The 24,436-nt window shown below is 62.9% G+C and carries 19 protein-coding genes; 13 read left to right on the plus strand and 6 right to left on the minus strand.

Annotated features, from left to right (window positions below):
• Positions 1–11 precede the first annotated feature (11 nt).
• On the plus strand, positions 12–1,382 hold the full coding sequence (gene pelG / locus ACWHXP_RS23790; RefSeq protein WP_134136983.1) for an exopolysaccharide Pel transporter PelG: 1,371 nt from the start codon (positions 12–14) through the stop codon (positions 1,380–1,382).
• A 33-nt stretch (positions 1,383–1,415) separates the two neighbouring features.
• On the opposite strand, the gene ACWHXP_RS23795 is transcribed toward pelG, so the two are convergent.
• Together ACWHXP_RS23795 and ACWHXP_RS23800 are read right to left on the minus strand one after the other, a co-directional pair.
• Entirely contained in the window at positions 1,416–2,972 is a 1,557-nt protein-coding gene (locus ACWHXP_RS23795) for a CYTH and CHAD domain-containing protein (protein WP_489634902.1), read from the minus strand.
• The gene (locus tag ACWHXP_RS23800; RefSeq protein ID WP_489634901.1) at positions 2,957–3,838 is read right to left on the minus strand and encodes an AraC family transcriptional regulator; all 882 of its coding nucleotides are present in this window, start codon (positions 3,836–3,838) and stop codon (positions 2,957–2,959) included. The genes ACWHXP_RS23795 and ACWHXP_RS23800 overlap by 16 nt, the downstream gene beginning before the upstream one ends.
• 122 nt (positions 3,839–3,960) lie before the next feature.
• On the opposite strand from ACWHXP_RS23800, the gene ACWHXP_RS23805 reads away from it, so the two are divergent.
• From ACWHXP_RS23805 to ACWHXP_RS23825, 5 genes are all read left to right on the plus strand, one after another.
• Entirely contained in the window at positions 3,961–5,151 is a 1,191-nt protein-coding gene (locus ACWHXP_RS23805; protein ID WP_489634900.1) for an MFS transporter, read from the plus strand.
• A gap of 129 nt (positions 5,152–5,280) precedes the next feature.
• Positions 5,281–5,946 (plus strand): ceramidase domain-containing protein, encoded by a 666-nt coding sequence (locus ACWHXP_RS23810; protein WP_489634899.1) that lies wholly within the window; start codon positions 5,281–5,283, stop codon positions 5,944–5,946.
• Positions 5,947–6,048: 102 nt separating this feature from the next.
• The gene (locus ACWHXP_RS23815) at positions 6,049–7,023 is read left to right on the plus strand and encodes a helix-turn-helix domain-containing protein (RefSeq protein ID WP_489623918.1); all 975 of its coding nucleotides are present in this window, start codon (positions 6,049–6,051) and stop codon (positions 7,021–7,023) included.
• A gap of 319 nt (positions 7,024–7,342) precedes the next feature.
• On the plus strand, positions 7,343–8,938 hold the full coding sequence (locus ACWHXP_RS23820; RefSeq protein WP_489634898.1) for a methyl-accepting chemotaxis protein: 1,596 nt from the start codon (positions 7,343–7,345) through the stop codon (positions 8,936–8,938).
• Positions 8,935–9,369: a hypothetical protein gene (locus tag ACWHXP_RS23825; protein WP_489634897.1), complete on the plus strand. Its 435-nt coding sequence runs from the start codon at positions 8,935–8,937 to the stop codon at positions 9,367–9,369. Before ACWHXP_RS23820 ends, ACWHXP_RS23825 begins: the two co-directional genes overlap by 4 nt.
• Positions 9,370–9,609: 240 nt before the next feature.
• Here ACWHXP_RS23825 and ACWHXP_RS23830 read toward each other — a convergent pair whose 3' ends face one another.
• A complete protein-coding gene (locus ACWHXP_RS23830; RefSeq protein WP_489634896.1) occupies positions 9,610–10,551 on the minus strand; it encodes a 5'-nucleotidase in 942 nt (313 codons plus the stop codon).
• 250 nt (positions 10,552–10,801) lie between these two features.
• On the opposite strand from ACWHXP_RS23830, the gene ACWHXP_RS23835 reads away from it, so the two are divergent.
• From ACWHXP_RS23835 to otnI, 6 genes are all read left to right on the plus strand, one after another.
• A complete protein-coding gene (locus ACWHXP_RS23835; protein WP_121040565.1) occupies positions 10,802–11,503 on the plus strand; it encodes a FadR/GntR family transcriptional regulator in 702 nt (233 codons plus the stop codon).
• A gap of 172 nt (positions 11,504–11,675) precedes the next feature.
• Positions 11,676–12,572 carry an L-threonate dehydrogenase gene (ltnD, locus tag ACWHXP_RS23840; RefSeq protein ID WP_134136972.1) on the plus strand — a complete coding sequence of 299 codons (897 nt, stop codon included), beginning with the start codon at positions 11,676–11,678 and terminating at the stop codon, positions 12,570–12,572.
• 37 nt (positions 12,573–12,609) lie between these two features.
• Positions 12,610–13,896: a 3-oxo-tetronate kinase gene (gene otnK / locus ACWHXP_RS23845; RefSeq protein ID WP_134223548.1), complete on the plus strand. Its 1,287-nt coding sequence runs from the start codon at positions 12,610–12,612 to the stop codon at positions 13,894–13,896.
• Positions 13,893–14,540 (plus strand): 3-oxo-tetronate 4-phosphate decarboxylase, encoded by a 648-nt coding sequence (gene otnC / locus ACWHXP_RS23850; protein ID WP_008332714.1) that lies wholly within the window; start codon positions 13,893–13,895, stop codon positions 14,538–14,540. The genes otnK and otnC overlap by 4 nt, the downstream gene beginning before the upstream one ends.
• Before the next feature lie 277 nt (positions 14,541–14,817).
• Positions 14,818–16,131 (plus strand): MFS transporter, encoded by a 1,314-nt coding sequence (locus ACWHXP_RS23855; RefSeq protein WP_034341512.1) that lies wholly within the window; start codon positions 14,818–14,820, stop codon positions 16,129–16,131.
• A gap of 129 nt (positions 16,132–16,260) precedes the next feature.
• Positions 16,261–17,064, plus strand: coding sequence for a 2-oxo-tetronate isomerase (otnI, locus tag ACWHXP_RS23860; RefSeq protein ID WP_134223547.1), 804 nt, complete (start codon positions 16,261–16,263; stop codon positions 17,062–17,064).
• 92 nt (positions 17,065–17,156) lie between these two features.
• Here the strand turns inward: otnI and cheD are convergent, their stop codons facing one another.
• Positions 17,157–17,768: a chemoreceptor glutamine deamidase CheD gene (cheD, locus tag ACWHXP_RS23865; RefSeq protein ID WP_034341503.1), complete on the minus strand. Its 612-nt coding sequence runs from the start codon at positions 17,766–17,768 to the stop codon at positions 17,157–17,159.
• A gap of 502 nt (positions 17,769–18,270) precedes the next feature.
• Here cheD and mqo point away from each other — a divergent pair.
• Complete coding sequence (gene mqo / locus ACWHXP_RS23870) at positions 18,271–19,920, plus strand: malate dehydrogenase (quinone) (RefSeq protein WP_489634895.1); 1,650 nt, start codon at positions 18,271–18,273, stop codon at positions 19,918–19,920.
• Positions 19,921–20,021: 101 nt separating this feature from the next.
• Here the strand turns inward: mqo and ACWHXP_RS23875 are convergent, their stop codons facing one another.
• Both ACWHXP_RS23875 and ACWHXP_RS23880 read right to left on the minus strand, forming a co-directional pair.
• Positions 20,022–20,882, minus strand: coding sequence for an alpha/beta fold hydrolase (locus ACWHXP_RS23875; protein ID WP_489634894.1), 861 nt, complete (start codon positions 20,880–20,882; stop codon positions 20,022–20,024).
• Positions 20,883–20,955: 73 nt separating this feature from the next.
• Positions 20,956–24,312, minus strand: coding sequence for an autotransporter outer membrane beta-barrel domain-containing protein (locus ACWHXP_RS23880; RefSeq protein WP_489634893.1), 3,357 nt, complete (start codon positions 24,310–24,312; stop codon positions 20,956–20,958).
• Positions 24,313–24,436: the final 124 nt, after the last annotated feature.

The raw sequence follows: 24,436 nt of genomic DNA on the forward strand, positions 1-24,436 counted from the left end.
CGAGGACCGCCATGGCCGGTATCGGTTTTGAACTGCGCAAGATATTGAAGCGCGACAGCCTGCTCTCGCTGATGCAGGCGTATTCCTATGCGGCCCTGATCAGTTCGGGGCCGTGGATCATGTCCATCGTCGGCATCCTGGTCATCGGTTTGGTGAGCTATACGGTGAACATGCCCAAGCTGGCCATCGTGCAATTCCAGGTCAGCATCACCTACGTGATTTCGCTGTCGCTGATCTTCACCGGCATCTTCCAGCTGGCCCTGACGCGCTTCGCAGCGGACCGCCTGTTTGAAAAGGACAATCACGCCATTCTGCCCAATTTCCATTCGGTGTCGATGGCGGTGACGGTGGTGGGGGGCGTGCTGGGCCTGCTGGCGGTGGCCTTCCTGTTCCCGCAGCAGAGTGCGCTGTACCGGCTGCTGTTGCTGGCGGCCTTCATCATCATGTGCAACATCTGGATCGCCACCATCTTCCTGTCGGGGATGAAGCAGTACAAGGCCATCTTCTGGATCTATGCGCTCGGCTATGCCATCACGGTGGTGGCGGCGCTGCTGTTGCGTCCGCTGGGGCTGGAGGGTTTGATGGGCGGATTCGTGATCGGCCAGGCGGTGCTGCTGATGGCGATGATGGCGCTGATCCTGCGCAATTTTCCGTCGGACCGCTTCATCTCCTTCGAGTTTTATGAGCGCAAGAAACTCTATCCCTCGCTCATGGCCATCGGCCTGCTCTACAACACCGCGATCTGGATCGACAAGGCCATGTTCTGGTACACGCCCGAGACCAGCCAGGCCATCATCGGTCCGCTGCGTGCCTCGGTGATCTATGACCTGCCGGTGTTCCTGGCTTACCTTTCCATCATTCCCGGCATGGCCATTTTCCTGCTGCGCATGGAGACCGATTTCGTCGAGGACTACGATGCCTTCTATGAGGCCGTGCGCACCGGGGCCTCGCTGGAAACCATCGAGAAACACCGCAACGGCATGGTGGAAACGGTGCGCCTGGGCCTGCTGGAAATCATCAAGATCCAGGCCATCACCACTTTGCTGCTGATGGTGACGGGTGAGTCCATCCTGAAGTGGCTGGGCATTTCCACGCTCTACCTGCCGCTGCTCTATATCGACGTCATCGCGGCCAGCCTGCAGGTGGTGCTGCTGGGCATCCTCAACGTCTTCTTCTATCTCGACAAGCGCCGCATCGTGCTGGGCCTGTGCGGGGGACTGGTGGTGCTCAACTTCGCGCTCACCGCGCTCTCGCTGCACCTGGGTCCGACCTTCTACGGTTTCGGATTTGCGCTGGCGGTGTTCGTGGTGGTGCTGGCCGGTTTCGTGCTGCTCACCCGCAAGCTGGAACTGCTGGAGTATGAGACCTTCATGCTGCAATGAGCGCGGCGCTCATTGCAGCACTCATTGCGGTACTCACTGAGGCAACTCCTGCGCCTTCCATTTTTTCCACAGGCGACGCATGCGCTCGTGGCCATCGTTGACCTGGCCGGCCAGGAAGCCGCGCGCGTAGGCGATGCTCGGCGCCAGGCGTACCTGCTTCTGCTGCAGTTGCTGCAGCAGGGCATCGGCCACCACCAGGTCGTTCTGCACGCCCAGTTGCTCCTGCAGGCGTGACAAGGCTTTCAGGTAGGGGCGGCTGCTCTTCTCGCCATACAGCGCCTGGAAGAACTCGATGTCGTAGCGCATCTTCTTGGCAGCGATGCGGGTACGGTGGCGGGCGCGGTCGTTTTCTTCGAGATGCGCACCGCGCTTGTTGAGGCGTTTCTCATCCCGCTGCAGCATCTGCCGTGCATAGCGGAAAAGCGCTTGCGAGAGGGCTTCCTGTCCCGCCTCGCCGAGGCCATCGCGCCAGCCAGAGGTCAGCAGCCAGCGACTGAACTGCAGGACCAGCGCGGTATAGCGCGGCGAGGCCACGGCCTGTACCGCCAGTGCATGTTCCTTGCCGGCTTCCACCAGCGCGGCATGGCGCACCCGTTCCAGATCGATGGCACCGATGGCGTGCGGTGGCAGCGTGGTCAGCGTTTGCGTGGCCAGTACATCCCAGTCACGTGCATTGCCGATGGCTTGCGAGACCCAGTCGAATTCAGCGGCCAGGGAAGCGGGCAGGGCGATCACGGGCTCGAACAGCGTGAAGGCCGAGCGCAGGCGGCGCAGGCCCACGCGCATCTGGTGCAGGCGTTCGATGTCGTCACTGTCCTGGTCGGCGATGTCATTGGCCTGGATCTGCTCCACGCAATTGTTGACCACCGCCAGGAAGGCCCGCTCCACCGGCATCTTGCGGGTCAGCTGCAGCGGCTTGGCGCGGCTGGCCGACGAGGTCGCGGCGATGCCCTGCTGCGCACGGCGCGCCTGGTGGAACAATCCATAGCCGCGCTGCGCCTTGCTCTGGATGCCGATGCGCAGCGGCAGGGTCTGCAGCAGTTGCAGTGCGAAATCGAAGAGGGCGCTGGCCTCGCCTTGCTTGAGTTCCAGTTCGATTTCGCAGACCTCCGCCTTGAGCTCTCCGTGTTCTACCGTGCCCTGGTCGAGCACGCATTCGACCTCGCTGCCATCCTGCAATACCAGGTTCCACACCATACGCTGGATGCGGGTACTGAAGATGGGCGTCAACTGCGCAGCGGTCTTGTCGGAGAACACCTTCCTGGCCCAGGCTTCGTCGGAGGCCGCCAGCTCGCGCAGCACCGGCAGGTCAGGTTGTTCACCTTCCACCAGCGACTCCCATTCATTGCGCTGGTGCAGGCCGCCACTGACGCCGCCGCCTGCCTTGAGGGTCTGGATATATTCATTTCCGGTCCGACGCACCCGCAGTCCGGCTTCGTTCTGGCGCAGTAGCAGGTCAGGCGTATCGAAGTAGGTGCCGGTCTGGTCCTTGATGCGTGGCGCGGCCTGGGCGTAGCGCTTGATGAGCGGATGACGGATGAAGGCCTTGGTGTGCTCGGGGGCGAGCAGCAGTTTCAGTTCGGTTTCCATGAGGCGTTCCGTGTCGGTTGGAAGTAGGGGGCCGCCGGGCTAGGCGGCGGGGAAGAAGCGGGGCGGGCAAGCGGTGCCTGGCGCTGTGCCATGTAGCGCGCGGGCGGCTTGCCCAGGGTATTGCGGAACATGGTGATGAAAGCACTCACCGATTCATAGCCCAGGTCCTGCGAGACGCGCTGCACCGAGCTGCCCGAGGCCAGCCATTGCAGGGCCAGCATCAGGTGGATCTGCCGCCGCCAGCGGCCGAAGCTCATGCCGGTTTCGGCCTGCACGAAGCGCGCAAAACTGCGCTCGCTCATCGCATGGCGCTGGCCCCATTCGGCCACCGTGCTGCGGTCGGCCGGTTGTTCGGCCAGGTGGCGCGCAATCGCACGCAGCCGCGAATGTTGCGGCACGGGCAGGTGCAGGGGCAGGGCGTGGCGCTGGCTGTGTTCCAGTTCTTCCACCAGTACCGAGGCCAGGCGCGCGGTGCGCTCGTGCGGGGCGTAGTCCTGGCGCTGCTCGGCGAGGTGGCAGATCATCTGCACCAGCAGGGGCGACAGCGCCAGCGTGCAGCACTGGTCCGGCATGCTGGCTGCATGTGGCGCGATGAAGAGGAAGCACAGCTGGCCGTCCAGCGTGACACGGTTGCTGTGCGGCACGCCCGGCGGAATCCAGACCGCCGACTGCGGCGGCACGATCCACATGCCCTGCGCCGTCTCGCAGGTGACCGCGCCGCGCAGGGCCACCACCAGCTGGCCCTTGCGATGGCTGTGGAAGGGGGTTTCTCGCTCGCTCTGGCTGGTATGCACGCGCAGGGCCGTGACCGCGGCGTCGAGGCGGTCCGGATCGTGTTCGACCAGGCTGGCGTAGAGAGTGGCCATCGGGAGCAGGGTTGACCGTTTTTAGCAATAAGCTGGCATTGTAGCCAAATTCGTACAGGCTGCGATTGGCTAAGCTGGGCGCTCGCTGCTTTCGATCAATCATTGCCTTCATCACGCCCGCCATGCACGCCACGCATCCTCCTCACGTTCGCCCTGTTCATCGCAGTGTCTGGCTCATTGCAGGCATCCTGCTGATCGCCGCCAATCTGCGCGCACCGGTCACGGCCGTGGGGCCGGTGATGGGGTTGCTGCAACAGACCTTCGCGCTCTCGGCCGGTGCCGCCGGGCTGATGCTGACCTTGCCACTGCTGTGCTTTGCGCTGGTCTCGCCGCTGGCGGCCCGCGTGGCGCGCAGTCTCGGATTGGAGCGCACGCTCCTGCTGGCCTTGCTGTTGATTGCGGGCGGTATCGTGCTGCGCTCTTCGGGATCGGTGGCGGCCTTGCTGGCCGGGACCTGTGTCATCGGCTGCGGGATTGCCGGCGGCAATGTGCTCTTGCCCAGCTTGCTCAAGCGCGACTTTCCCGATGATCTCACGCGCATGACGGCCATCTATGCGCTCACCATGGGCGGTGCGTCGGCGCTGGGCTCGGTCTGTGCGGTGCCGCTGGCGGCGGGCCTCGGCTGGGCGTGGGCGCTGGCTTCGTTCATTGCATTGCCGGTGGTGACGGTACTGGTCTGGCTGCCGCAATTGCGGCGTGATACGCGCCCGGCCACTGCGCCTGCACGTGCGGCGTCGATGTGGCGCCAGCCGTTGGCGTGGCAGGTGACTTTCTTCCTCGGGACCAATTCGCTGGTGTATTACGTGGTGACGGCATGGCTGCCGTCCATCCTCGCGGCCAATGGACACAGTGCGGTGGAGGCGGGCAACCTGCATGGCCTGATGCAACTGGCCTCGGCTTTGCCGGGCTTGCTGCTGGTGCCGCTGGGTCCGCGCATGCGCGATCATCGCCCGGTGGCGGTGAGCATGTCGGCTGCGACTGTCCTGAGCCTCATCGGCCTCATTGCGTGGCCGCAGGCGTCCATCATCTGGGTGCCGCTGTTTGGGTTCGGGACGGGCGCGGTGCTGATCCTGGGGCTGGCCTTTGTCGGCACGCGCGTATCGACACCACCACAGGCTGCTGCGCTGTCAGCGATGGCGCAGAGCGTGGGCTATCTGCTGGCGGCCGCCGGGCCCATCCTCATGGGTCAGCTGCATGATGTAAGCGGTGGGTGGACGCTGGTGCTGGGCTTGTGTGCGGGTGGGGCGGTGCTGATGGGGGCGCTGGGCTGGTTGGCGGGGCGGCCGGGGAGGGTGATCGGGGCGGCCGTATAGAGAGTCGATGCGCGACTGGAAAAAATCCGCGGCTTCGAGGATGATGGCGGCTGCATCGTGAACGGGTGGCTGCCTGATCACCGCTTGCGATGTCTTCCTGAAACGCGACGCCTTGCTGGCGACCACACCATGACCGCATCGCTTCTTGCCCCGGTAGATCTGTATTGCGAACGCCTCAGCACTGCCTTCTGGGCTGAGCCCGTCAATGCACTTTCCAATCTCGCCTTCTTGCTTGCCGCGTATTTCTTGTGGCGCTTGCCGTTGCCGCAAGGGCGCAGTGCCGTGGTGATGTCACGGATCCTGACGCTGATGGTGGCCGTGATCGGCGTGGGCAGTTTTCTTTTCCACACCTTTGCGCAACGCTGGGCCCTGTTCGCCGATGTCATTCCGATTTCGGTCTATCAGGTGCTGTTCCTGGCCTTCTATGTGCGCCAGGTGGCGCGCTGCAGCTGGCTGGTGACGCTGGGCTGGGTGCTGTTTTTCTTCGCTGTCACGTATGGCGTCGGCATGCTGCCGGATCAGTGGCTCAATGGTTCGGTGGCGTCGTATGGTTCGGCGTGGCTGTTCATTGGCGGGCTGGGCGTGTATCACTGGCGCATGCGCAATGCGGAGCCAGGGATCCTGCTGCTGGCCACCGGTGTCTTTACGCTGTCGCTGGTGCTGCGCTCCATGGACATGGCGGTATGCCCGAGCATCAGCATCGGCACCCACATGTTCTGGCATCTGCTCAATGGGGTGGTGCTGTATCTCACCACGCGGGCTTTCATGCTGCAGACAGGCGATGCGCGCGCATAGCCAGATAGGCAATTTCATCCACCCCGCCGCCGTTTACGGTGTCGTCATTCGTCATTCTTTTGTCAGCATCAGATGCGAGCATGCCTGTGAAAGGAGCTCGTCATGTATCGTAAAAGGAAGACGCAATCCTGGCTCAGCGAAGAGATTCCTCCTGCTGAAAGAACGGATGCCTGGCAAGCGGAGCTGCGCCGATCCTACCGGGAATGGACGCTGACCAAGGCCGTTTCTCCCGAGTTTCGTGCACACCTTGTCAGACATGAATTCAATGAGCTCTTGCTCATCAATACGATCTGCGGTCCGTGCGAGGGCGAACGCGATTACCAAACGCTCAGGAGGGATGACGATCTCTATATCGGTATCCAGCTTGCAGAGAGTGGTGCTGAACGCTTCGATACAGCAGGTCAGCGTCTGCAAGTGGGCGCGGGTGATCTGATCGTATGGACTACCGCCGATGCGACGCGGTTCGAGGTGATCGAGACCTTGCACAAGGTGACGCTGATGCTGCCATGGCGCCTGTTGAGAGATCGTTTTCCCGAGCACAAGGAACCGCCTGTGGGCGGTCTGCGTGAGGGGCGTCATGGTATCGGCTACCTCCTGGTCAATCAGATGCGCGCGTTGGCCAGTGAGCTCATGCATCTCGATCCTCGTGTGGCCGGTGCTGCCAGTCGTTCCCTGCTTGAACTGGTCAATGCGCTGCTTCATTACGATACTCGCGCGGCACTCGATAATGCGTCCGTCAAACTGCAATTGATTCGGGAATACATTCTTCGCCATTTGCATGACGAGAGGCTTGATCCCGCCACCATCGCTGCGGCCCATCGCATCTCCGTACGCCACCTGCATTCTCTTTTTCAGCAGGAGGATATGCCGGTCTCACGCTTCATTCTCCAGAGGCGGCTTGAGGCCTGTCAAAAAATGCTGTCCGATCCCGCTTTCAATCATCTGCGTATTTCGGAAATCGCCTATAGCAAGGGCTTCGCTTCCGTCAGCCATTTCTGCCGGGTGTTCAAGGCGGCGTTCGGCCAGACGCCCAATGAAGTGCGTCGTGCGGTGGCGCACACACCGAGCGGCGAGTAATGTGCGGGCCAACGTCATTTATTGTCATCTTGTGATGTGACTGCGCTGTGCGTCAATGATGATGCGCTCTCGGGCAAGGATTGCGAACGACAGCTGCTACCTTGTTCGGGGGCTCTTCTCCCTGAAGCGAGTGTCTCCTCGTGCGGCCCGGAAGGATAGGTCAACATTGTCTGTTGCAGATGAGAGTCTTGCCGTTTCTCTCTGGGCTTCCGTGAGAAAGGAGGCGATGGAAATGCAGCATCGCGAACTGGTGCCATCGGTCGCCCGCCTCAAGTGAATCAGTCCCGATTTAGCCATTCATCAATAATTCGGGGGTAGTGTGAAGAAATTTCGTGATCTCAAGATCGCCAAGAAGCTCGTCATCTCATTCAGTCTGATCTTGTTGTTCACGACGAGTATCGGTCTGTTTTCCATCTGGCAGCTGCATCGTGTCAATGCATCGGCCAACGAACTGGCGACCAACTGGCTGCCCAGCATCAAGACACTGGGGGAGATCAAGCTGCTGCTGGCGCGCCTGCGCAGCAATGAAGCGCAACTGATCATGTATGCAGGCGATCACGTTCAGGCCAAGAAACTCACCGGGCGCACACTGGATATCCTCAATGATCTCAAGACTGCGCTCAACACCTACGAGGGGCAGATCTCCGAGCCCGAAGAGAAGGATGTCTATCCGGAGGCCAGTCTGCGGATCAAACGACTGCTGCAGCACCACGCTGCCTTCATGGCAGCGCTGGCAGACGGTCATCCCGATCTGGCCAGCACCATCTTTGCGGGCGAATCTTCGGACATTTATTTCTCGCTGCTCAAGGATGTTGATACCTTGGCGAACGTCAATCGGCGAGGTGGCGATCAGTCCGCCGCTGACACAAATCGTATCTACGGGGAGTCGCAGACCTTGATCTGCTTTGCGCTGCTGACCGTACTGCTGATCGGGGGTGGGCTCGCGATGATCGTCGCGCGGGCCATCTCGCAGCCGCTCATCCTCGCAGCGAGGATCGCCAATACGGTCGCTGCGGGCGACCTGTGCACCGAGATTGCGTTGTCCGGCGACGATGAAACGGGACAGGTGATCGCCGCTCTGCGGCACATGAACGAGGAGCTTCGGCTGATTCTCAATGGGGTCAAGTCAGGCGCCGAGAATGTAGCCACGGCATCACGTCAGATTGCCAGCGGCAACATCGATCTGTCTTCGCGCACGGAGGAGCAGGCCAGTTCGTTGCAGCAGACGGCGGCGGCCATGGAGCAGATCACCAGCAGCATCGTGCAGGCGAGTGCCCATTCGCGCCAGGCAGATGCGCTGGCTGTGAATGCTTCAACCGTGGCGGGAGAGGCGGGACAGGTCGTCACTGAAGTGGTCACGACCATGTCGGCAATCAAACAGGCATCGACGCGTATCGTCGAAATCATCGCCGTCATCGACGGGATCGCGTTCCAGACCAATATCCTTGCGCTCAATGCTGCGGTAGAGGCGGCTCGTGCGGGTGACGAGGGCAGGGGGGTTGCCGTGGTGGCAGCGGAAGTGCGCAATCTGGCACAACGCTCTGCGACCGCGGCAAGAGAGATCAAGGGGCTGATCGACGATACGGTAGAGCAAGTAGGCGTTGGCAGCCTGCTGGTTCAGCAAGCGGGCGAGACGATGAGGAGCGTGGTCGGCAGCGTCGAGCAGGTTACCGCCATCGTTGCCGAGATTGCACGCGCCAGCGACGATCAGAGCAAAGGCATCACGGAGATCAACTTTGCGATCGGACAGATGGACGGGGTAACTCAGCAGAACGCGGCCCTGGTAGAGCAAGCCGCAGCGGCGTCGCAGGGGCTGCAGGACCAGGCTGGTCTGTTATCGACATTGGTAGGCCGTTTTCGACTTCCGGCCGATCCGAGCGTGGCGGTGCTTGCGCCGGAGGGGCAGGCGCAATGAGCAAGGATGACCAGCCACCCCGGACAGCGCTGTCGCTGGAAGACCTGCGCAAAGTCGTCAACAGCACCATCAGGCTGGCCGAAGAACTGGATCGGCTCTGCGCGGTCTTTCAATCGGCCGCTGGCCAGGCTGACTCGCCGGCAGCGCATGCACTGGCGCAAGAACTGAACGATGTGATCAAGCGGTGCTACGGCGAAGCGCAGGATGCGTTCGAGTTTCAGACCTGTGTCGATCTGGTCGGAGAGATCGGTGCCGTTCTTTTCATACAAAAGATCTTGTGGAGCGAGGACGTGACGGAGATGGCCATTGCCACCTCGTTGCAGAGGATCGTACCCAGCCTCAATGTTCTGGTCGAGAGATACCCGGAGATCCTGATGCGCAATGCACATGGGGCGCTGCTGCGGCTCAAGCAGGGCGGGCCTGATGGCTGATTCTGTCATCGTTCGGCGGCGCTGGCCTGCAGGGCGAGACTGCAGGTGGGCGATGACGAGGAAATGGAGGTTTTCGGAACATCATCCGCGATGATTGCGATCCATCCGATTTTTTGAGACAGTTTTGCCTGAGATGGATCCGCAGGTGTGGAGAGGTGTCAGCGCAATTGTGATCGGCGGCATTGTCCGCGTGCGAGGCGGGATGAGATCGTTGGTTTCTCTTTCGCTAGCGTCTCTTCTTCAGCCCTTGACCGCCCGTCCCCGCACCGCACGTGCCCCTTCCAGCGTGCCGCCCTTGTAAGGCACCCGCCCCGACGGCACCACCACGGCCGCCTTCTGCACATGCCCCTCCTGGTCATCAAAGAACATGTGCGCGCCGAAGGCCTGCAGTACTTCCGCCTTGTTCAGCCCGCCCAGGAAGAAGGCTTCATCCACCGTCACATTCCAGGTCCGCAAGGTATGGATGACGCGCTGGTGCGCCGGGCTGTTGCGTGCCGTGACGATGGCGATGCGCACCGGGCACTGCTTGGGCGGAAACTGTTTCTGGATCGCCGACAAGGCCAGCAGCAATTTGGCGAACGGACCTTCCTTCATGGCCTTCTTGCGATGGCGCTGTTCATGCCGCGCAAAGGCCTCCAATCCCTTCTCCGCAAAGATGCGCTCGGACTCCGCCGAAAACAGCACGGCATCGCCGTCAAAGGCAATCCGAATCTGCTTGTCCGGCGCACTGTAGTCCAGCGGCGCGGCATACAACTGGGCCGCCGCCACGCCGGCATCGATGGCTTCCTGCACGTCGCCGGTATCGCGCGAGAGGAACAGGTCGATCTTGAAGGCCTGCAGATAAGGCGCAGTCGGTCCGCCACCGGTGAAGGCCGCACGGCTGATGTCGAGCTTGTGGGCGGCAATGGCATTGAAGGCGCGCAGGCCGGTGTCGGGCGTGTTGCGCGAGATGACCACCACTTCCACCAGACGGCGTTCCGGAATCAGTTCATTGAGCTGCAGCAGCGCCTTGACCAGCGGGAAGGCCGTGCCCGGCTGCAGCGGATCATTCTCGTGATCACGCTGGTACTGCGCATAAGCATCCACACCCTGCTGGTCGTAGATGGCGTTCTCCACTTCGAGATCGAAGAGGGCGCGGGAAGAGATTCCAATGACGAGCTTGTCCGAGAGATCGTAGGGCATGCGGCACATCCGTGGCAGGAAAGCCCTGATTGTAGAGCCCCCGGCCTGCTGGCGCAGCCTTGGCAGAGATATTCGTATTCTTGATGTCTGGAGCGAACTGCTGCATATATCACGTCAAGTTCCGTCAACTGCACATATTGTTTGCCAAACGGGGGTGTTACTCCCGGTAAAGAGAAAAAATCGGATTGCCCCGTTCAAAATAAATTTGTATGATGACCGGATAACTTTACGATAACGACCGCGAGACAGCATGTTTCAGAAGATCCCCGCACAGGCGCTCAGCGACACTGTAGCCAGGCAATTGCTGGAAAACATCGACGCCGGTGCCTTTCCCCGGGGCAGCAAGCTGCCCACCGAGGCGGTGCTGGCGCAGCAGTTCGGTGTGAGCCGCACGGTGGTGCGCGAAGCCATCGCGCGCCTGAAACATGAAGGCGTGGTCGAACCGCGCCAGGGTAGCGGCGTCTTCGTGACCGAGCAGGCCGGCATCAAGCCGCTGCGCATCGATTACACCGAGGTCAGTTCGCCCGAGGCGGTGTTGCAGATCGTCGAGCTGCGCCGTGCCATCGAGGCCGAAGTCGCCGCACAGGCGGCCAAGCGCCGCAGTGCGGAAGACCTGCAGGCGATTGACGCGGCACTGGTGCAGATCGGGGCCGATGTGGCCGCAGGCGGTGATGGCGTGGCCGCCGATGTGGCCTTCCATCGCGCACTGGCGCAGGCCACGCGCAATCCGTACTTCATCAAGACGCTGGAGTTCCTGTCCCAGTATCTGGAAGCGGCCACGGCGGTGACGCGTGGCAATGAAGCACGGTATGAGGATTTCTCGCGCCAGGTGCGCGAAGAACATGAGGCCATCGTCGCGGCCATTCGCGCCGGTGATGAAATGGCGGCCCGCAATGCCGCCCAGACCCACATGTTCAACGCGGCACGGCGCTTGAGCCAGGGACAGTCCTGAAAAGAGTGTCCCGGCTTGAACGGCAGCAAATGATTTGAATGTTCTAAACGATTTATAAGTTTTACGAAATTTTGAAATTCTGACGCCGGCCTTTGCCGGCGTTGCATCATCAACCCGGCGCAATGTCCTGCCCGTCAAGAGCGGCAGCGGCGTCATCAATGCGGAGGCAATTATGTCCAAGAATGTAGGTGTGATCGGTTTGGGAGCCATGGGTTATGGCGTGGCCAGCTCGCTGTTGCGTGCCGGTTTCAATGTGCATGCCTGCGACGTGCGCAAGGAAGTCCTGGACAAGTTCGCCGCCGCCGGTGGCGTGGCCTGTGCCAACCCGGCCGAGCTGGCCGCCAAGGTCGATGTGGTGATCACCCTGGTGGTCAATGCCGCCCAGACCGAGATGGTGCTCTTCGGTGAGAACGGTGCCGTCTCCGCGATGAAGCCGGGCAGCGTCGTCATCTCCAGCGCCACCGTGGCGCCCGACTTCGCCGTCGAGCTGGGCAAGCGCCTGGCAGAAAAGGACTTGCTGCTGCTGGACGCACCGGTCTCCGGTGGTGCCGCGCGCGCCGCTTCCGGCGAGATGACCATGATGACTTCGGGCCCCGCTGACGTCTACGCCAAGATCGAAGACGTGCTGGCCGGCATGGCCGGCAAGGTCTATCGCCTGGGCGACACCCACGGCATCGGCTCCAAGGTCAAGATCATCAACCAGCTGCTGGCCGGCGTGCACATCGCCGCCTCCGCTGAAGCCATGGCCCTGGGCCTGCGCGAAGGCGTCAATCCGGATGCGCTGTATGACGTCATCACCCACAGCGCCGGCAATTCGTGGATGTTCGAAAACCGCGTGCCGCACATCCTCAACGGCGACTACACGCCGCTGTCGGCGGTGGACATCTTCGTCAAGGACCTGGGCCTGGTGCTCGATACCGCCCGCCGCAGCAAATTCCCGCTGCCGCTGTCGGCCGCTGCGCACCAGATGTTCATGATGGCTTCCACCGCTGGTCATGGCGGCGAGGATGATTCGGCCGTCATCAAGATCTTCCCCGGCATCGACCTGCCGCCGGCCAAGGCCAAGTAATCCAGCGTCGTCCCTGCATCTGAATCGAGGAGTTTTCATGTCCACATCCCGTCCCTTGCTCGGTTGTATCGCCGACGATTTCACCGGCGCCACCGACCTGGCCAACATGCTGGTCCGCGGCGGCATGCGCACCGTGCAGACCATCGGCGTGCCCAGCGAAATGCCGGCCGTGGCGGCTGACGCGCTGGTGATCGCACTGAAGTCGCGCACCATTCCCGCTGCCGAAGCCATCGAGCAATCGCTAGCCGCACTGCGCTGGCTGCAGCAGCAGGGCTGCACGCAGTTCTTCTTCAAGTACTGCTCCACCTTCGATTCCACCGACGAAGGCAACATCGGTCCGGTGACCGATGCGCTGATGAAGGAACTGGGCGAGGACTTCACCATCGCCTGCCCGGCCTTCCCGGAAAACGGCCGCACCATCTATCGCGGCTACCTGTTCGTGGCCGATGCGCTGTTGAATGAATCGGGCATGGAAAACCATCCGCTGACCCCGATGACCGATGCCAACCTGGTGCGCGTCCTGCAGCGCCAGACCGAATCCAAGGTCGGCCTGGTGCGCTACGACACCGTGGCACGCGGCGCGGCCGCCACGCAGGAACGCTTCACGGCCCTGCGCGCCGACGGCGTCAAGATGGCCATCGCCGATGCCGTCTCCGACAAGGACCTGTTCACGCTGGGCGAAGCCTGCGCCGAACTGAAGCTCATCACCGGTGGTTCCGGCGTGGCCCTGGGCCTGCCCGAGAACTTCCGCCGCGCCGGCCTGCTGACTGCCGCCGGTGAAGCCGCGCAACTGCCCAAGGTCGATGGCCTGTCGGTAGTGCTGGCCGGTTCCGCCTCCAAGGCGACCAATGCGCAGGTGGCCGAATGGAAGGCCAAGCGTCCCGCCTTCCGCATCGACCCGCTGGCCCTGGCCCGTGGCGAAGACGTGGTGGCACAGGCGCTGGCCTTTGCCGATGAACGCATCAAGAACGAGCCGGTATTGATTTACGCGACCGCCACGCCCGATGAAGTCAAGGCCGTGCAGAAAGAACTGGGCGTCGCCAAGGCCGGTCACCTGGTCGAACAGGCGCTGGCATCGATCGCCGCTGGCTTGAAGCAACGTGGCGTGCGCCAGTTCGTCGTCGCCGGTGGCGAAACCTCCGGTGCGGTGGTGCAGGCGCTGGATGTGCGCGCCCTGCGCATCGGCCCGCAGATCGATCCGGGCGTGCCCGCGACCGCCACGCTGGATGAACAACCGGTTGCGCTGGCATTGAAGTCGGGCAATTTCGGCAGCGTCGATTTCTTCGAGAAGGCACTGCGCTATCTCGACGGGAAGACGGCATGAGCCGCAACACCAACGAAAGCGCGCTGCGCGAAGAGATCTGCCGCATCGGCGCTTCGCTCTATCAGCGTGGCTATACCGTCGGGTCGGCCGGCAACATCAGCGCACGTCTCGATGACGGCTGGCTGATCACGCCGACCGACGCCTGCCTCGGTTTCCTCGATCCGGCGGCCATTGCGAAGGTCAATGCGGCAGGGGAATGGGTCTCGGGCGACAAGCCCTCCAAGACCCTGGTCCTGCATCGCGCCATCTACGACAACAATCCCGAGATGCATGCGGTGGTGCATACGCACTCCACGCATCTGGTGTCGCTGACCATCAATGGCGTCTACAGCGAGCAGGATGTCTTGCCGCCCATCACCCCGTACTACGTGATGAAGGTCGGCCACATCCCGCTGATCCGCTATGCCCGTCCGGGTGCGCCGGAAGTGGCCGAGCAGGTGGCGAAGATCGCCACGCAAGTGCGTGGCGTGCTGCTGGAACGGCTCGGTCCGGTGGTGTGGGAAAGCTCGGTCTCCAAGGCCGCCTTCGCCCTGGAAGAACTGGAAGAAACCGCCAAGCTGTGGCACCTGGCCGGTGGCCGTGCCACGCCGCTGGAAGAGCCCGCGCTGCAGGATCTGCGCGACACCTTCAAGGCGCGCTGGTAGCAGTAACGGTAGCGCTCAGGCAGCTTCAGCAACCCATAGCAACAACACGTCATGGCGGACGCAGCCAGTCCGCCATGACCCGCTTGCGCCCAACGGAAGGTGGTGGGTGCAGCCAAGCCGGCACAAGACCGGCCAATCAATGCCGGCCCGCGTGCCGTTCCGCAAGGAGCGGCACGCGGGTCCGATTGAATCCATAAATTGCCCGTCAGACCACGGGCACCAAGCAACCAGCGGCCGTGCATAGACAGCCGCGACACTCTTAGGGAGATGTAACACCATGACCACCGCAAGCACTTCCGGCGTCGGACTCGACGTCAACGACAAATCCAAGGACGGACTGTACAAGAAAGTCTTCTGGCGCATCATGCCGTTCCTGATGCTGTGCTACGTGATCGCTTATCTGGATCGCGTCAACGTCGGCTTTGCCAAGCTGCAGATGTCGCAGGACCTGGGTTTTTCCGAGACCGTCTTCGGTCTGGGCGCTGGCCTGTTCTTCATCGGCTACTTCCTCTTTGAAGTGCCCAGCAACATTCTGATGCACAAGGTCGGCGCGCGCATCTGGATCGCCCGCATCATGATCACCTGGGGCATTCTCTCGGCGGCCTTCATGTTCGTGCAGAACGCCACCCAGTTCTACGTCCTGCGCTTCCTGCTGGGCCTGGCCGAAGCCGGCTTCTATCCCGGCATCATCCTGTACCTGACCTACTGGTTCCCTTCGCACCGCCGTGCCAAGGTGATCGCGGTCTTCATGTCCGGCATTCCGGTGGCCGGCATCCTGGGCAACCCGCTGTCGGGCTGGATCATGGATGCCTTCCACAACAATGGCGGCCTGGAAGGCTGGCAGTGGATGTTTCTGATCGAAGCCATTCCGGCGGTCCTGATCGGTGTGGCCACGGTGCTGTACCTGGACAACGACGTCAAGAGCGCCAAGTGGCTCTCCGATGAAGAGAAGGCCAGCCTGCAAGCCGACATCGACGGCGATGCCAAGGGCAAGGAAAGCAAGCACGGCTTCGGCGCCATCGTGAAGGATGCGCGTGTCTGGCTGATGTGCCTGATCTACTTCTCCTTCGTCATGGGTCAATACGGCCTGACGCTGTGGATGCCGACGCTGGTCAAGGCCACCGGTGTGAAGGGCAACCTGGAAATCGGCTTGCTGTCGGCCATTCCGTTTGGCTGCGCCATCATCGCCATGAACCTGATCGGCCGCAGCGCCGACCGCATGCGTGAGCGTCGCTGGCACCTGGTGATCCCGGCCCTGATGGGTGGCGTGGGCTTCGTGGGTGCGGCGCTGTTCGCCGACAACACCGCGGTCTCGATCGCATCGCTGTCGCTGGCCGCGGCCGGCGTGCTGACCTGCGCACCGCTGTTCTGGTCGCTCCCGACCGCCTTCCTGTCGGGCGCTGCGGCGGCTGTCGGTATTGCCGCCATCAACTCGGTGGGCAACCTGGCCGGTTTCGTCAGCCCCTACCTGATCGGCTACCTGAAGGACCTGACCCACAACAACGCGACCGGCATGTACATGCTGGCAGTGATGCTGGTGGTGGGTTCGATTGCCACGCTGGCTACCAAGCCGGGCATGGTCAACAAGTAATGTGATGTCCCGTTCAAAGCCCGCATGCCTTTGCCTGCGGGCTTTGACGTTTTCTGCACCTTCTGCCGGTGTGGACGCGCGCAAGAGTGTTCGCGCTACACTGGCCCCTTCGTTACCAAGGAGAATCCGATGCTGCGTTTTGCCGCCAACCTGAGCATGATGTATGTGGAACACGATTTCCTGGACCGCTTCGCCGCCGCCGCCAAGGATGGCTTCTCCGGCGTCGAGTTCCTGTTCCCCTACGACTATCAGCCTGAAGAGATCAAGTCGCGCCTGGAGGCCAATGGCCTGACCCAGGCGCTGTTCAATGCGCCCCCGGGTGACTGGGCCGCCGGCGAGCGCGGCATCGCCTCGCTGCCGGGCCGCGAAGACGAATTCAAGCGCAGCATCGAGACTGCGCTGAAGTACGCTTCCGTCATCGGCAACAAGACCCTGCACGTGATGGCCGGCCTGATCAAGCCCGACCAGGATCGCGCGCGTCACCGCGCGGTGTATCTGGACAACCTGTCGTATGCGGCACACCAGGCCGAATCCGCCGGGCTGACCGTGGTGATCGAGCCGATCAACACCCGCAACATTCCGGGCTTCTTCCTCAATCGCCAGGACGATGCCCAGGCCATCTGTGCCGAAGTGGGCGCGCCCAACCTGAAGGTGCAATTCGACTGCTACCACTGCCAGATCGTCGAAGGCGACGTGGCCGTGAAGCTGAAGCGCGACATGCCCGGCATCGGCCACATCCAGATTGCCGGTGTGCCCGAGCGCCATGAGCCGGATGTGGGTGAGCTGAACTATCCGTATCTGCTGAAGCTGATTGACAGCCTGGGTTACCAGGGCTGGATCGGTTGCGAATACAACCCGGCGGGGGCGACCTCGGCGGGATTGGGATGGTTGAAGGCGTTGGCTGAGCAAGGCCTGACCACGCTCAAGGCCTGATTACGATCTGGTATCGGCCCGCGTAAAGCAGGCATGAAAAAAGCGGAGCCCATGCAACGGGTTCCGCTTTTTTGTTTGGACGATGGCGTCGCTCAGAACAAATCAATTTCCCCACCCACCGGCTTGGCCTGCAGCTTGGAGGCATATTCACGTTCACGGCTGGCCAGATCGGCAGCGGCGTCCTTGATCTTCTTGACCAGCACCTTGCCCGTGCGCGGGAAGAAATGCACCTTGCGCGGCCAGATGTCGTTGAGGTCCTCGGCCACCACGCGGATCTTCTCGGCCGACAGGTAATTCTTGACGAAGGCGGCATTGCGTTCGCCCACGTTCATGGCGTTCATGCCGCGCAGCACCGCACCTCCGCCGAAGACCTTGCATTCCAGGTTCTCGCGCCGGGCACCGGCCTTGAGCACGTCGTTGATCAAGACTTCCATGGCATAGGTGCCGTAGCGCATCGAGGCCGAGACCGGGCTGTCGGCTTCGCCACCGCCATCAGGCAGCATGAAATGGTTCATCCCGCCCACGCCGCTGACACGGTCGCGCAGGCAGGCCGAGACGCAGGAGCCCAGCACGGTCACGATCATCATGTCCTCGCCGGTATAGAAATATTCGCCCGGCAGGATCTTGGCAGTGTCGCAATTGAAGGCCCGGTCGTGATACCGATACGACGCGAAATTTTCCGGCTTGTTGATGACGGTTTGCATACGGGCCCCTGATCGTTCTTGTGTGCGCCCCGATGAGGGACGGTGAGTGTTGGCGGTCCGTGCATTGTCAGTCAGGCACGGCCCACACGATATCGGGGAATTCCCTAGCCCAGAACATGCTTGTGCGCCATCGTTAATAGGGGATATCCGCAATCGCCTTTGGCTCCCATCCCGTGGTACGCTGCGCCCCCTCGACATGACCCGATCCCGGTCCGCTCTGACGGAGACGATTTGTACAGGCATTCCCCAAATGCCGGAGACAGGTATCGGACAGGCAGTTGAAACCGGCAGGCACCACCCAGGCTACAGGCCTGTACGTGCGCCGTGGCCCCGCGCGGCCACGCCCGGCCGGGCTTGCATTGATCTGCAAGGCCCACATGACGCAGCGCTTTCGCGCCCGCCCTCCACGGCAGGCGCTGCGGCCTGTGACATGCACCGGTTGTCCGACTCCCCGCCACTGTGCAGGGGAGGCAGCCCTCTCTCATCACAAATGGATTAGACAATGTTGAAAAAATCCTTCCTGGCCCTGCTGGGATTCGTAGTTGCGCTGGTCGTCACGCCTGCTTCGCAGGCGGCGGACGTCAAGAAGGTCGACGTGCTGCTGGTCGGCGGCGGCATCATGAGCACCACCCTGGCGGTCTGGCTCAATGAGCTGGAGCCGGGCTGGTCGATGGAAATGGTCGAGCGCCTCGATGGTGTGGCCGAAGAAAGCTCCAACGGCTGGAACAACGCCGGCACTGGCCACTCGGCCCTGGCCGAACTGAACTACACGCCCGAAGACAAGGACGGCAAGATCCAGATCGCCAAGGCCATCGAGATCAACGAAGCCTTCCAGATCTCGCGCCAGTTCTGGTCGTGGCAGGTCAAGAGCGGCGTGCTGAAGAATCCGCGCTCCTTCATCAATTCCACCCCGCACATGAGCTTCATCTGGGGCGATGACAATGTCGCCTACCTGAAGAAGCGCTACGAAGCCCTGCAGGCCAGCCCGCTGTTTGCCGGCATGCAGTATTCGGAAGACCACGAGCAGATCAAGAAGTGGGTGCCGCTGATGATGGAAGGCCGCGACCCCAACCAGAAGCTGGCCGCCACCTGGACCCCGCTGGGTACCGACGTCAACTTCGGCGAAATCACCCGCCAGTTCGCAGCCTACCTGCAGACGCGTCCCAACTTCGGCCTGAAGCTCTCCAGCGAAGTGCGCGACATCACCCGCAACGGTGATGGCACCTGGCGCGTGGTCTACAAGAACCTCAAGGATGGCAGCACCACCGAGACCGATGCCAAGTTCGTCTTCATCGGTGCCGGTGGCGGTGCCCTGAAGCTGCTGCAGAAGTCCGGCATCCCCGAGGCGCGTGACTACGCCGCCTTCCCGGTCGGTGGCTCCTTCCTCATCACCGACAACCATGACATCGCCCTGCGCCACCTGGCCAAGGCCTATGGCAAGGCCTCCGTGGGCGCGCCGCCGATGTCGGTGCCGCACCTGGATACCCGTGTGCTGGATGGCAAGCGCGTGATCCTGTTTGGCCCCTTCGCCACCTTCTCGACCAAGTTCCTGAAGCAGGGCTCGCTGTGGGACCTGTTCTCGGCCACCACGACGCACAACGTCTGGCCGATGGCCCGTGTCGGTATCGATGAATACCCGCTGGTGGAATACCTGGCCGGCCAGTTGATGCAGTCCGACGATCAGCGTTTCGCCGCGCTCAAGGAATACTTCCCCAACGCCAAGAAGGAAGACTGGCGCCTTTGGCAAGCCGGCCAGCGGGTGCAGATCATCAAGCGGGATGACGCCAAGGGCGGCGTGCTGAAGCTGGGCACCGAAATCGTGGCCTCGGCCGATGGCAGCATCGCCGGTCTGCTGGGTGCCTCGCCCGGTGCCTCGACCGCCGCGCCGATCATGCTGACCGTGCTGCAGAAGGTCTTCAAGGACAAGCTGGCCACGCCCGAATGGCAGCAGAAGGTGCGCCAGATCGTGCCCAGCTATGGCACCAAGCTCAATGACCACCCGGACCAGGTCGCCAAGGAGTGGGCCTACACCGCCGATGTGCTGCAACTGATGCCGCCGCCGGTGATCGCCCCCAAGGCGGCCGGCCAGACCGGCAAGGGTGGCAGCATGGAAAAGCCAAAAGCCAACGCATCGGCCGATATGGCGCTGTGATGGCGGGATTGCCTGTTTTCCAGGCAATCACGATATGAAGTTTTGTTAGAAAAATGGGTAGCCCGGATTTTCCCGGCTACCCATTTTTTATGGTGGATCGGTCAGGGCTGCTTGGCCGTACAAGGCAGCGGTACTGCCAGCAGCCTTGGCCAGAGTCGATCCCAGTCGCTCTGGTGCGTCATGCCCTGCACGGTCACCAGTCCGGCGCAGCGGCCGACCTGGTCGACGAAACTGTGCGTGATGGCAGTGGGGATGACGGTATCCTCGGCGCCGCTCACATGCAGTTGCGGGATGCGCTCCACCTGCGCCGCCACATCGATGGGATTGAGCGAGCCTGGCATCTGCGAGACCTTGTGCCATTGATTGACGGCCACGTGATCGAGGTTGCCGGCCACCGTGCGGATGGCGCTCACATCCTTGCGCCGCGCCGCCAGCAGCACGGCGATGGCACCGCCGCCCGAGAATCCCACCAGCTCCAGCCGGGCCGGCTGCAGCCGCGCCACATAGCGGCTCAGGGCTTCATCCATGGCACTCACCACCAGCGGGGAATAGCGCAGGCCGGCCCAGTACTCCGGCTGGCAGGTCGGATTGCGCGCCATCGGCGTGAACTGGCAGGGCCGCGCCAGATACACCACGTCGCCGCCATCGCTGGCGGCCAGGCGCAGGCCCATGGCGGTATGGGGCGTCGGATCGGGCGAGACCTGAGTACGCGTGATCCAGGCGCGGCCATCGCCTTCCAGATACACGCGCAACAGCGGGGCTTTCGGGCGCGCGTGCACGTAGGCCGTCAGCACGAAGGGGCCGCCGCGGACTTCCTCGCGTTGCAGGCCGGCAGGTGCGACCAGGGCATCGGCACGTTGCACGAGATCGGGATCGCTGGCGCAGCCGGCCAGCAGGGCGAGGCTGGCGAGGGCCAGGGCAGGGCGGGGTAGCCGGAACCGGGAGAGGAAAGAGGAGCGCATCGGGCGATTGTCGCCGGAGTGAAAAAGGCCCGCAAGCGCAAGCTGCGGGCCTTGTTTCATGGGCAGGACAGCATCAGAACAGCCAGCCCACACGTGCGGTCAGTTGATGCATCAGCGAGCGGTCGCGGACTTCGGCGTCATAGCCGAGCGTGCCATAGCTGCCCTGGGCCCCGTTGAAGCGATAGCTCACGCCCAGTTGCACGGCATCGCGATTGGGTGCGGTGCTGGCGGTGGTGAAGCTGGGGCCGCCGGCCACGAAGCTGGCGGTGACATCCGGGTTGCCCGCCAGCTCGTGCAGGTAGCGTGCACGCAGTTGCAGGCGGTCGCCGTTGTCGCTCAGGCGATTGAATTCCACGCCCAGGGTCGGCTGTACCGAATTGGCACGGCTGGATTCCACGTTCTGTGCCAGCGCCGCATTGCCGCTTTCGGTGTAGCCCTCATTGCTCAGGTGCGACAGGCGCAGGCCGGCCAGCCAGCGGCCCGACCAGCGCTGGCTGAGGGCGAAGGGCAGGCCGGCTTCCACGCGGGCACCGACCTGCCAGCCGTTGTAGCTGCCGCTGACGGTCTGGCCGAGGAAGCTGATGGCACGCTGGCTGCCGTAATGATTGCCGCCCACCATGAGCGCGCCGTCGAGCGTCCAGCCATCCATGTCCAGGCCAACGTAGCCGCCCACATGCACCGCATCGACGTTGACGTCATTGCCGCTGGCGTTGTCGCTGCCACGCGTGCCGGCACGCGTGTAGCCGAGCGTGAGTCCGGCCACTTCGCGGGCGGAGAGGTCGGTCTCCATGCCGGCGGCCATGCCGTAGGCGCTGACATCATAGCCATCAGCGCCGGCGCGGGCCTGCTGACGGCCCCAGGCACCGAGACCTTGCAGCCAGACACGGCCGCGTGCGGCGGCTTCGCCGGTGGCCACGCCGCTGCCACCCTGGCTGGCCACAGGCGCATCGCCACGTGCGCTGTCCACGCGTCCGGCCACGGCCGAGAAGACGCTGCCCATGGAGATCTGCGCCGCCTGCTGGCTGGCGCGATTGGTTTCCGGTTGCAACTGGCGCACCGCGCTGCGATAGGCGGCGGCCGTGGGCAAGGCATCCAGCGAGGCCAGCAGGTTCTGCACCTGGGCGTTGCTGCTGTTGTTGCCGAGCGCGTCGAGCGCGCGGCCCAGCGGGCTGCCGCTGACGTCGCTCACGCTGGCGGTACGCTGGGCGGTGAGGATCAGGTCATTGCCCGAGACTTGCAGACCGTAGTCCAGCGTGGCGGTGTCGGCCAGCTGGATCGTCGACACATCGACCGACAGGCCGCTTGCGGCCGAGAGGATGGTCCAGCGTGCGGTATTGGGGACATAGGTCTTGACCACCGGCTGCAGGGTCGCACCGTTGGCCAGCGTGGCGCTGTCGGCTGCATTGATCCGATCGGCCTGCGGTCCCGCCACGGCCACCTGCAGGGTCCCGTTGCTGCCCACGGAGAGATTGCCGCCGACGTTGATGGTGCGCGTGGCCGTACCCTCCGCCGCCTGGAATACGCCATTGATGGCGAGGTTGCCGCTGGTGCCGAAGGCGCCATTGACCTGCAGTATCGCCCCCTGGTTGACGGTCATGTTGCTGACGGTGCCGAGGTCGTAATTGAAGCGTGTGACGCCGTCGCGCACGACGTAGTTTTCAAAGCCCGACAGCACCCCGGCCGCAAAGGTCTGCGTGCCACCGGTGGTGAGCGTGTCGATGCCTGCGCCGCCGTTGATGGTGCCGATCACGGTGCCACCCAGCAGTTGCAGTGAATCGTCGCCGTCGCCCATGTCGATGGCCAGACCATTCTTGCCTTCGATGCGGCCGTAGTTGATCAGCGTATCGTTGCCGCCGCCCATCTGCACCGCCGCGCCCGGTACGGTGCTGCCACCCTGGCCGGTGAGCGTGGCCTGGGCGCCGCCGGTGATGACGCCGCTGGCGTTGTTGATGAGCGTGTCATCGTAATTGCCGACCAGACCGATGGCGATGCCCTTGTTGCCGGTGATGCTGCCGTCGTTGACGATGTACGCCTTGGCACCGTTGACACCGTTGGTCCCGCCGGTGCCGCGTCCGGTGGTGTTGCCGGTGTTGTAGGTGATGCGCGGATTGCTCGGGTCCTTGGACCAGTCGTTGCCATCGTCGATGAGGATGCCGTGGGCATCGCCATAGATCACCGCGCCCGCGTGGTTGATGATGGTGCCACCGCCGGCGGCGATGCCATCGGCACCGTTTGGCTGGCCGGTGGAATCGAGGCCGCCTGCGCCATTGCCACGGATGGTCCCCCAGTTTTCGATGTAGGCGGTGCCGTCGATATCGACGCCGTCGCCGTCGCCATTGCTGGTGGTGGCGCCATTGCCGAGCACGTCATACACGCGTCCGCTGCCGGCGTAGTTGCCGATGATGGTGCCGTAGTTGAAGACCACGCCATGGCTGTCGAAGCCCACGCCCGAGCCGTTGTTGCCGGTGATGACGCCGCCGGCCTGGTTGATCACCACGTTGTTGCTGATGGCCACGTTGCTGCGCGTGCTGCCATCGGCATAGGTGGCGTCGAAGGTGATGCCGGTGGCGCTCAGGCGCGGCGTGAGCTGGATGGCATTGGCGAGATTGCTGTCTGGTGTGGCGGCCACCGGATCACCGCCATCGATGCCGTGGCGCGCACCGGTGATGCTGCCGTAGTTGACGATGACCGCATTGCGGATGCCGTCGTCGATGGAGATGCCATCGGCCGCTTTCGGCGGCGAGCCGCTGGCACAGGCCGACAGGTAATCCGGACAGGAGGTGTTGACCGGGCTGGTGGTGAAGATGCGCCCGTAGTTGGTCAGCAGGATGTTGGAGCCCATCTTGATCGCGCTCGAACTCGACGAACTGATGGTGGCGCTGCTGTTGCTGGCCGAGCCGTTGACGATGGTATTGCCGGCGGTGGAGTAGTCGCCGTTGGCATTGATGGCGTAGTTCTTGCCATTGTCCGCATTGGTGGGCGTGGGGCCGGTCTGCGAGATGGTGCCGAGGTTGACGATGGAGAAGGTATCGCTGCCCTTGCCGATCAGGATGGTCGGTGTCTTGGCGCTGCTGGAGGAACTGGTGATGACGCCGCCAGCGGCGTTGTTGAGGATCAGGTTGACCTTCTTGTGGTTGATGCTGATGGCTGTCAGGCCACTGTTCTGACCGATGGTGCCGGCGTTGTTGATGGTGACGGTGCTGAGGTTGTCGTTGTCCTGCGAGGTGCGGATGGTGGCCGCGCTGCCGGAAGCCAGGGTGCCGCCGGCATTGACGGTGATGGTATCGGCACCGTTCTTGGTCAGGGTCTTGGCGCTGGTGTCGGTCGTGCCGTTGGCCACCGTGTAGTTGGCCGCTTGGGCAGGGGCATGGATGGCTTGCAGGGCCAGGGCCAGCGGAAGCAGGCGAATAGGTAAAGAAGAGCGGGCCATGTGCAAAGAAATTGGTAGCAAGTTGTCAAGAACTGAAAGTTTGCTGACAACTTGTGACCGGACCATTACATCGGTCGGCTGCGCGGGGCTTTTCGTCCCTCAGTGTGGTCTTTCTGATAATCTC

The organism is Herbaspirillum sp. Her2, from assembly GCF_057961375.1.

What these genes read in the sequence shown, in the direction of transcription:
- pelG (WP_134136983.1), top strand. Translation starts at nt 12, where the DNA reads ATGGCCGGTATCGGTTTTGAACTGCGCAAGATATTGAAGCGCGACAGC.
- ACWHXP_RS23795 (WP_489634902.1), bottom strand. Translation starts at nt 2,972, where the DNA reads ATGGAAACCGAACTGAAACTGCTGCTCGCCCCCGAGCACACCAAGGCC.
- ACWHXP_RS23800 (WP_489634901.1), bottom strand. Translation starts at nt 3,838, where the DNA reads ATGGCCACTCTCTACGCCAGCCTGGTCGAACACGATCCGGACCGCCTC.
- ACWHXP_RS23805 (WP_489634900.1), top strand. Translation starts at nt 3,961, where the DNA reads ATGCACGCCACGCATCCTCCTCACGTTCGCCCTGTTCATCGCAGTGTC.
- ACWHXP_RS23810 (WP_489634899.1), top strand. Translation starts at nt 5,281, where the DNA reads ATGACCGCATCGCTTCTTGCCCCGGTAGATCTGTATTGCGAACGCCTC.
- ACWHXP_RS23815 (WP_489623918.1), top strand. Translation starts at nt 6,049, where the DNA reads ATGTATCGTAAAAGGAAGACGCAATCCTGGCTCAGCGAAGAGATTCCT.
- ACWHXP_RS23825 (WP_489634897.1), top strand. Translation starts at nt 8,935, where the DNA reads ATGAGCAAGGATGACCAGCCACCCCGGACAGCGCTGTCGCTGGAAGAC.
- ACWHXP_RS23830 (WP_489634896.1), bottom strand. Translation starts at nt 10,551, where the DNA reads ATGCCCTACGATCTCTCGGACAAGCTCGTCATTGGAATCTCTTCCCGC.
- ACWHXP_RS23835 (WP_121040565.1), top strand. Translation starts at nt 10,802, where the DNA reads ATGTTTCAGAAGATCCCCGCACAGGCGCTCAGCGACACTGTAGCCAGG.
- ltnD (WP_134136972.1), top strand. Translation starts at nt 11,676, where the DNA reads ATGTCCAAGAATGTAGGTGTGATCGGTTTGGGAGCCATGGGTTATGGC.
- otnK (WP_134223548.1), top strand. Translation starts at nt 12,610, where the DNA reads ATGTCCACATCCCGTCCCTTGCTCGGTTGTATCGCCGACGATTTCACC.
- otnC (WP_008332714.1), top strand. Translation starts at nt 13,893, where the DNA reads ATGAGCCGCAACACCAACGAAAGCGCGCTGCGCGAAGAGATCTGCCGC.
- ACWHXP_RS23855 (WP_034341512.1), top strand. Translation starts at nt 14,818, where the DNA reads ATGACCACCGCAAGCACTTCCGGCGTCGGACTCGACGTCAACGACAAA.
- otnI (WP_134223547.1), top strand. Translation starts at nt 16,261, where the DNA reads ATGCTGCGTTTTGCCGCCAACCTGAGCATGATGTATGTGGAACACGAT.
- cheD (WP_034341503.1), bottom strand. Translation starts at nt 17,768, where the DNA reads ATGCAAACCGTCATCAACAAGCCGGAAAATTTCGCGTCGTATCGGTAT.
- mqo (WP_489634895.1), top strand. Translation starts at nt 18,271, where the DNA reads ATGTTGAAAAAATCCTTCCTGGCCCTGCTGGGATTCGTAGTTGCGCTG.
- ACWHXP_RS23875 (WP_489634894.1), bottom strand. Translation starts at nt 20,882, where the DNA reads ATGCGCTCCTCTTTCCTCTCCCGGTTCCGGCTACCCCGCCCTGCCCTG.
- ACWHXP_RS23880 (WP_489634893.1), bottom strand. Translation starts at nt 24,312, where the DNA reads ATGGCCCGCTCTTCTTTACCTATTCGCCTGCTTCCGCTGGCCCTGGCC.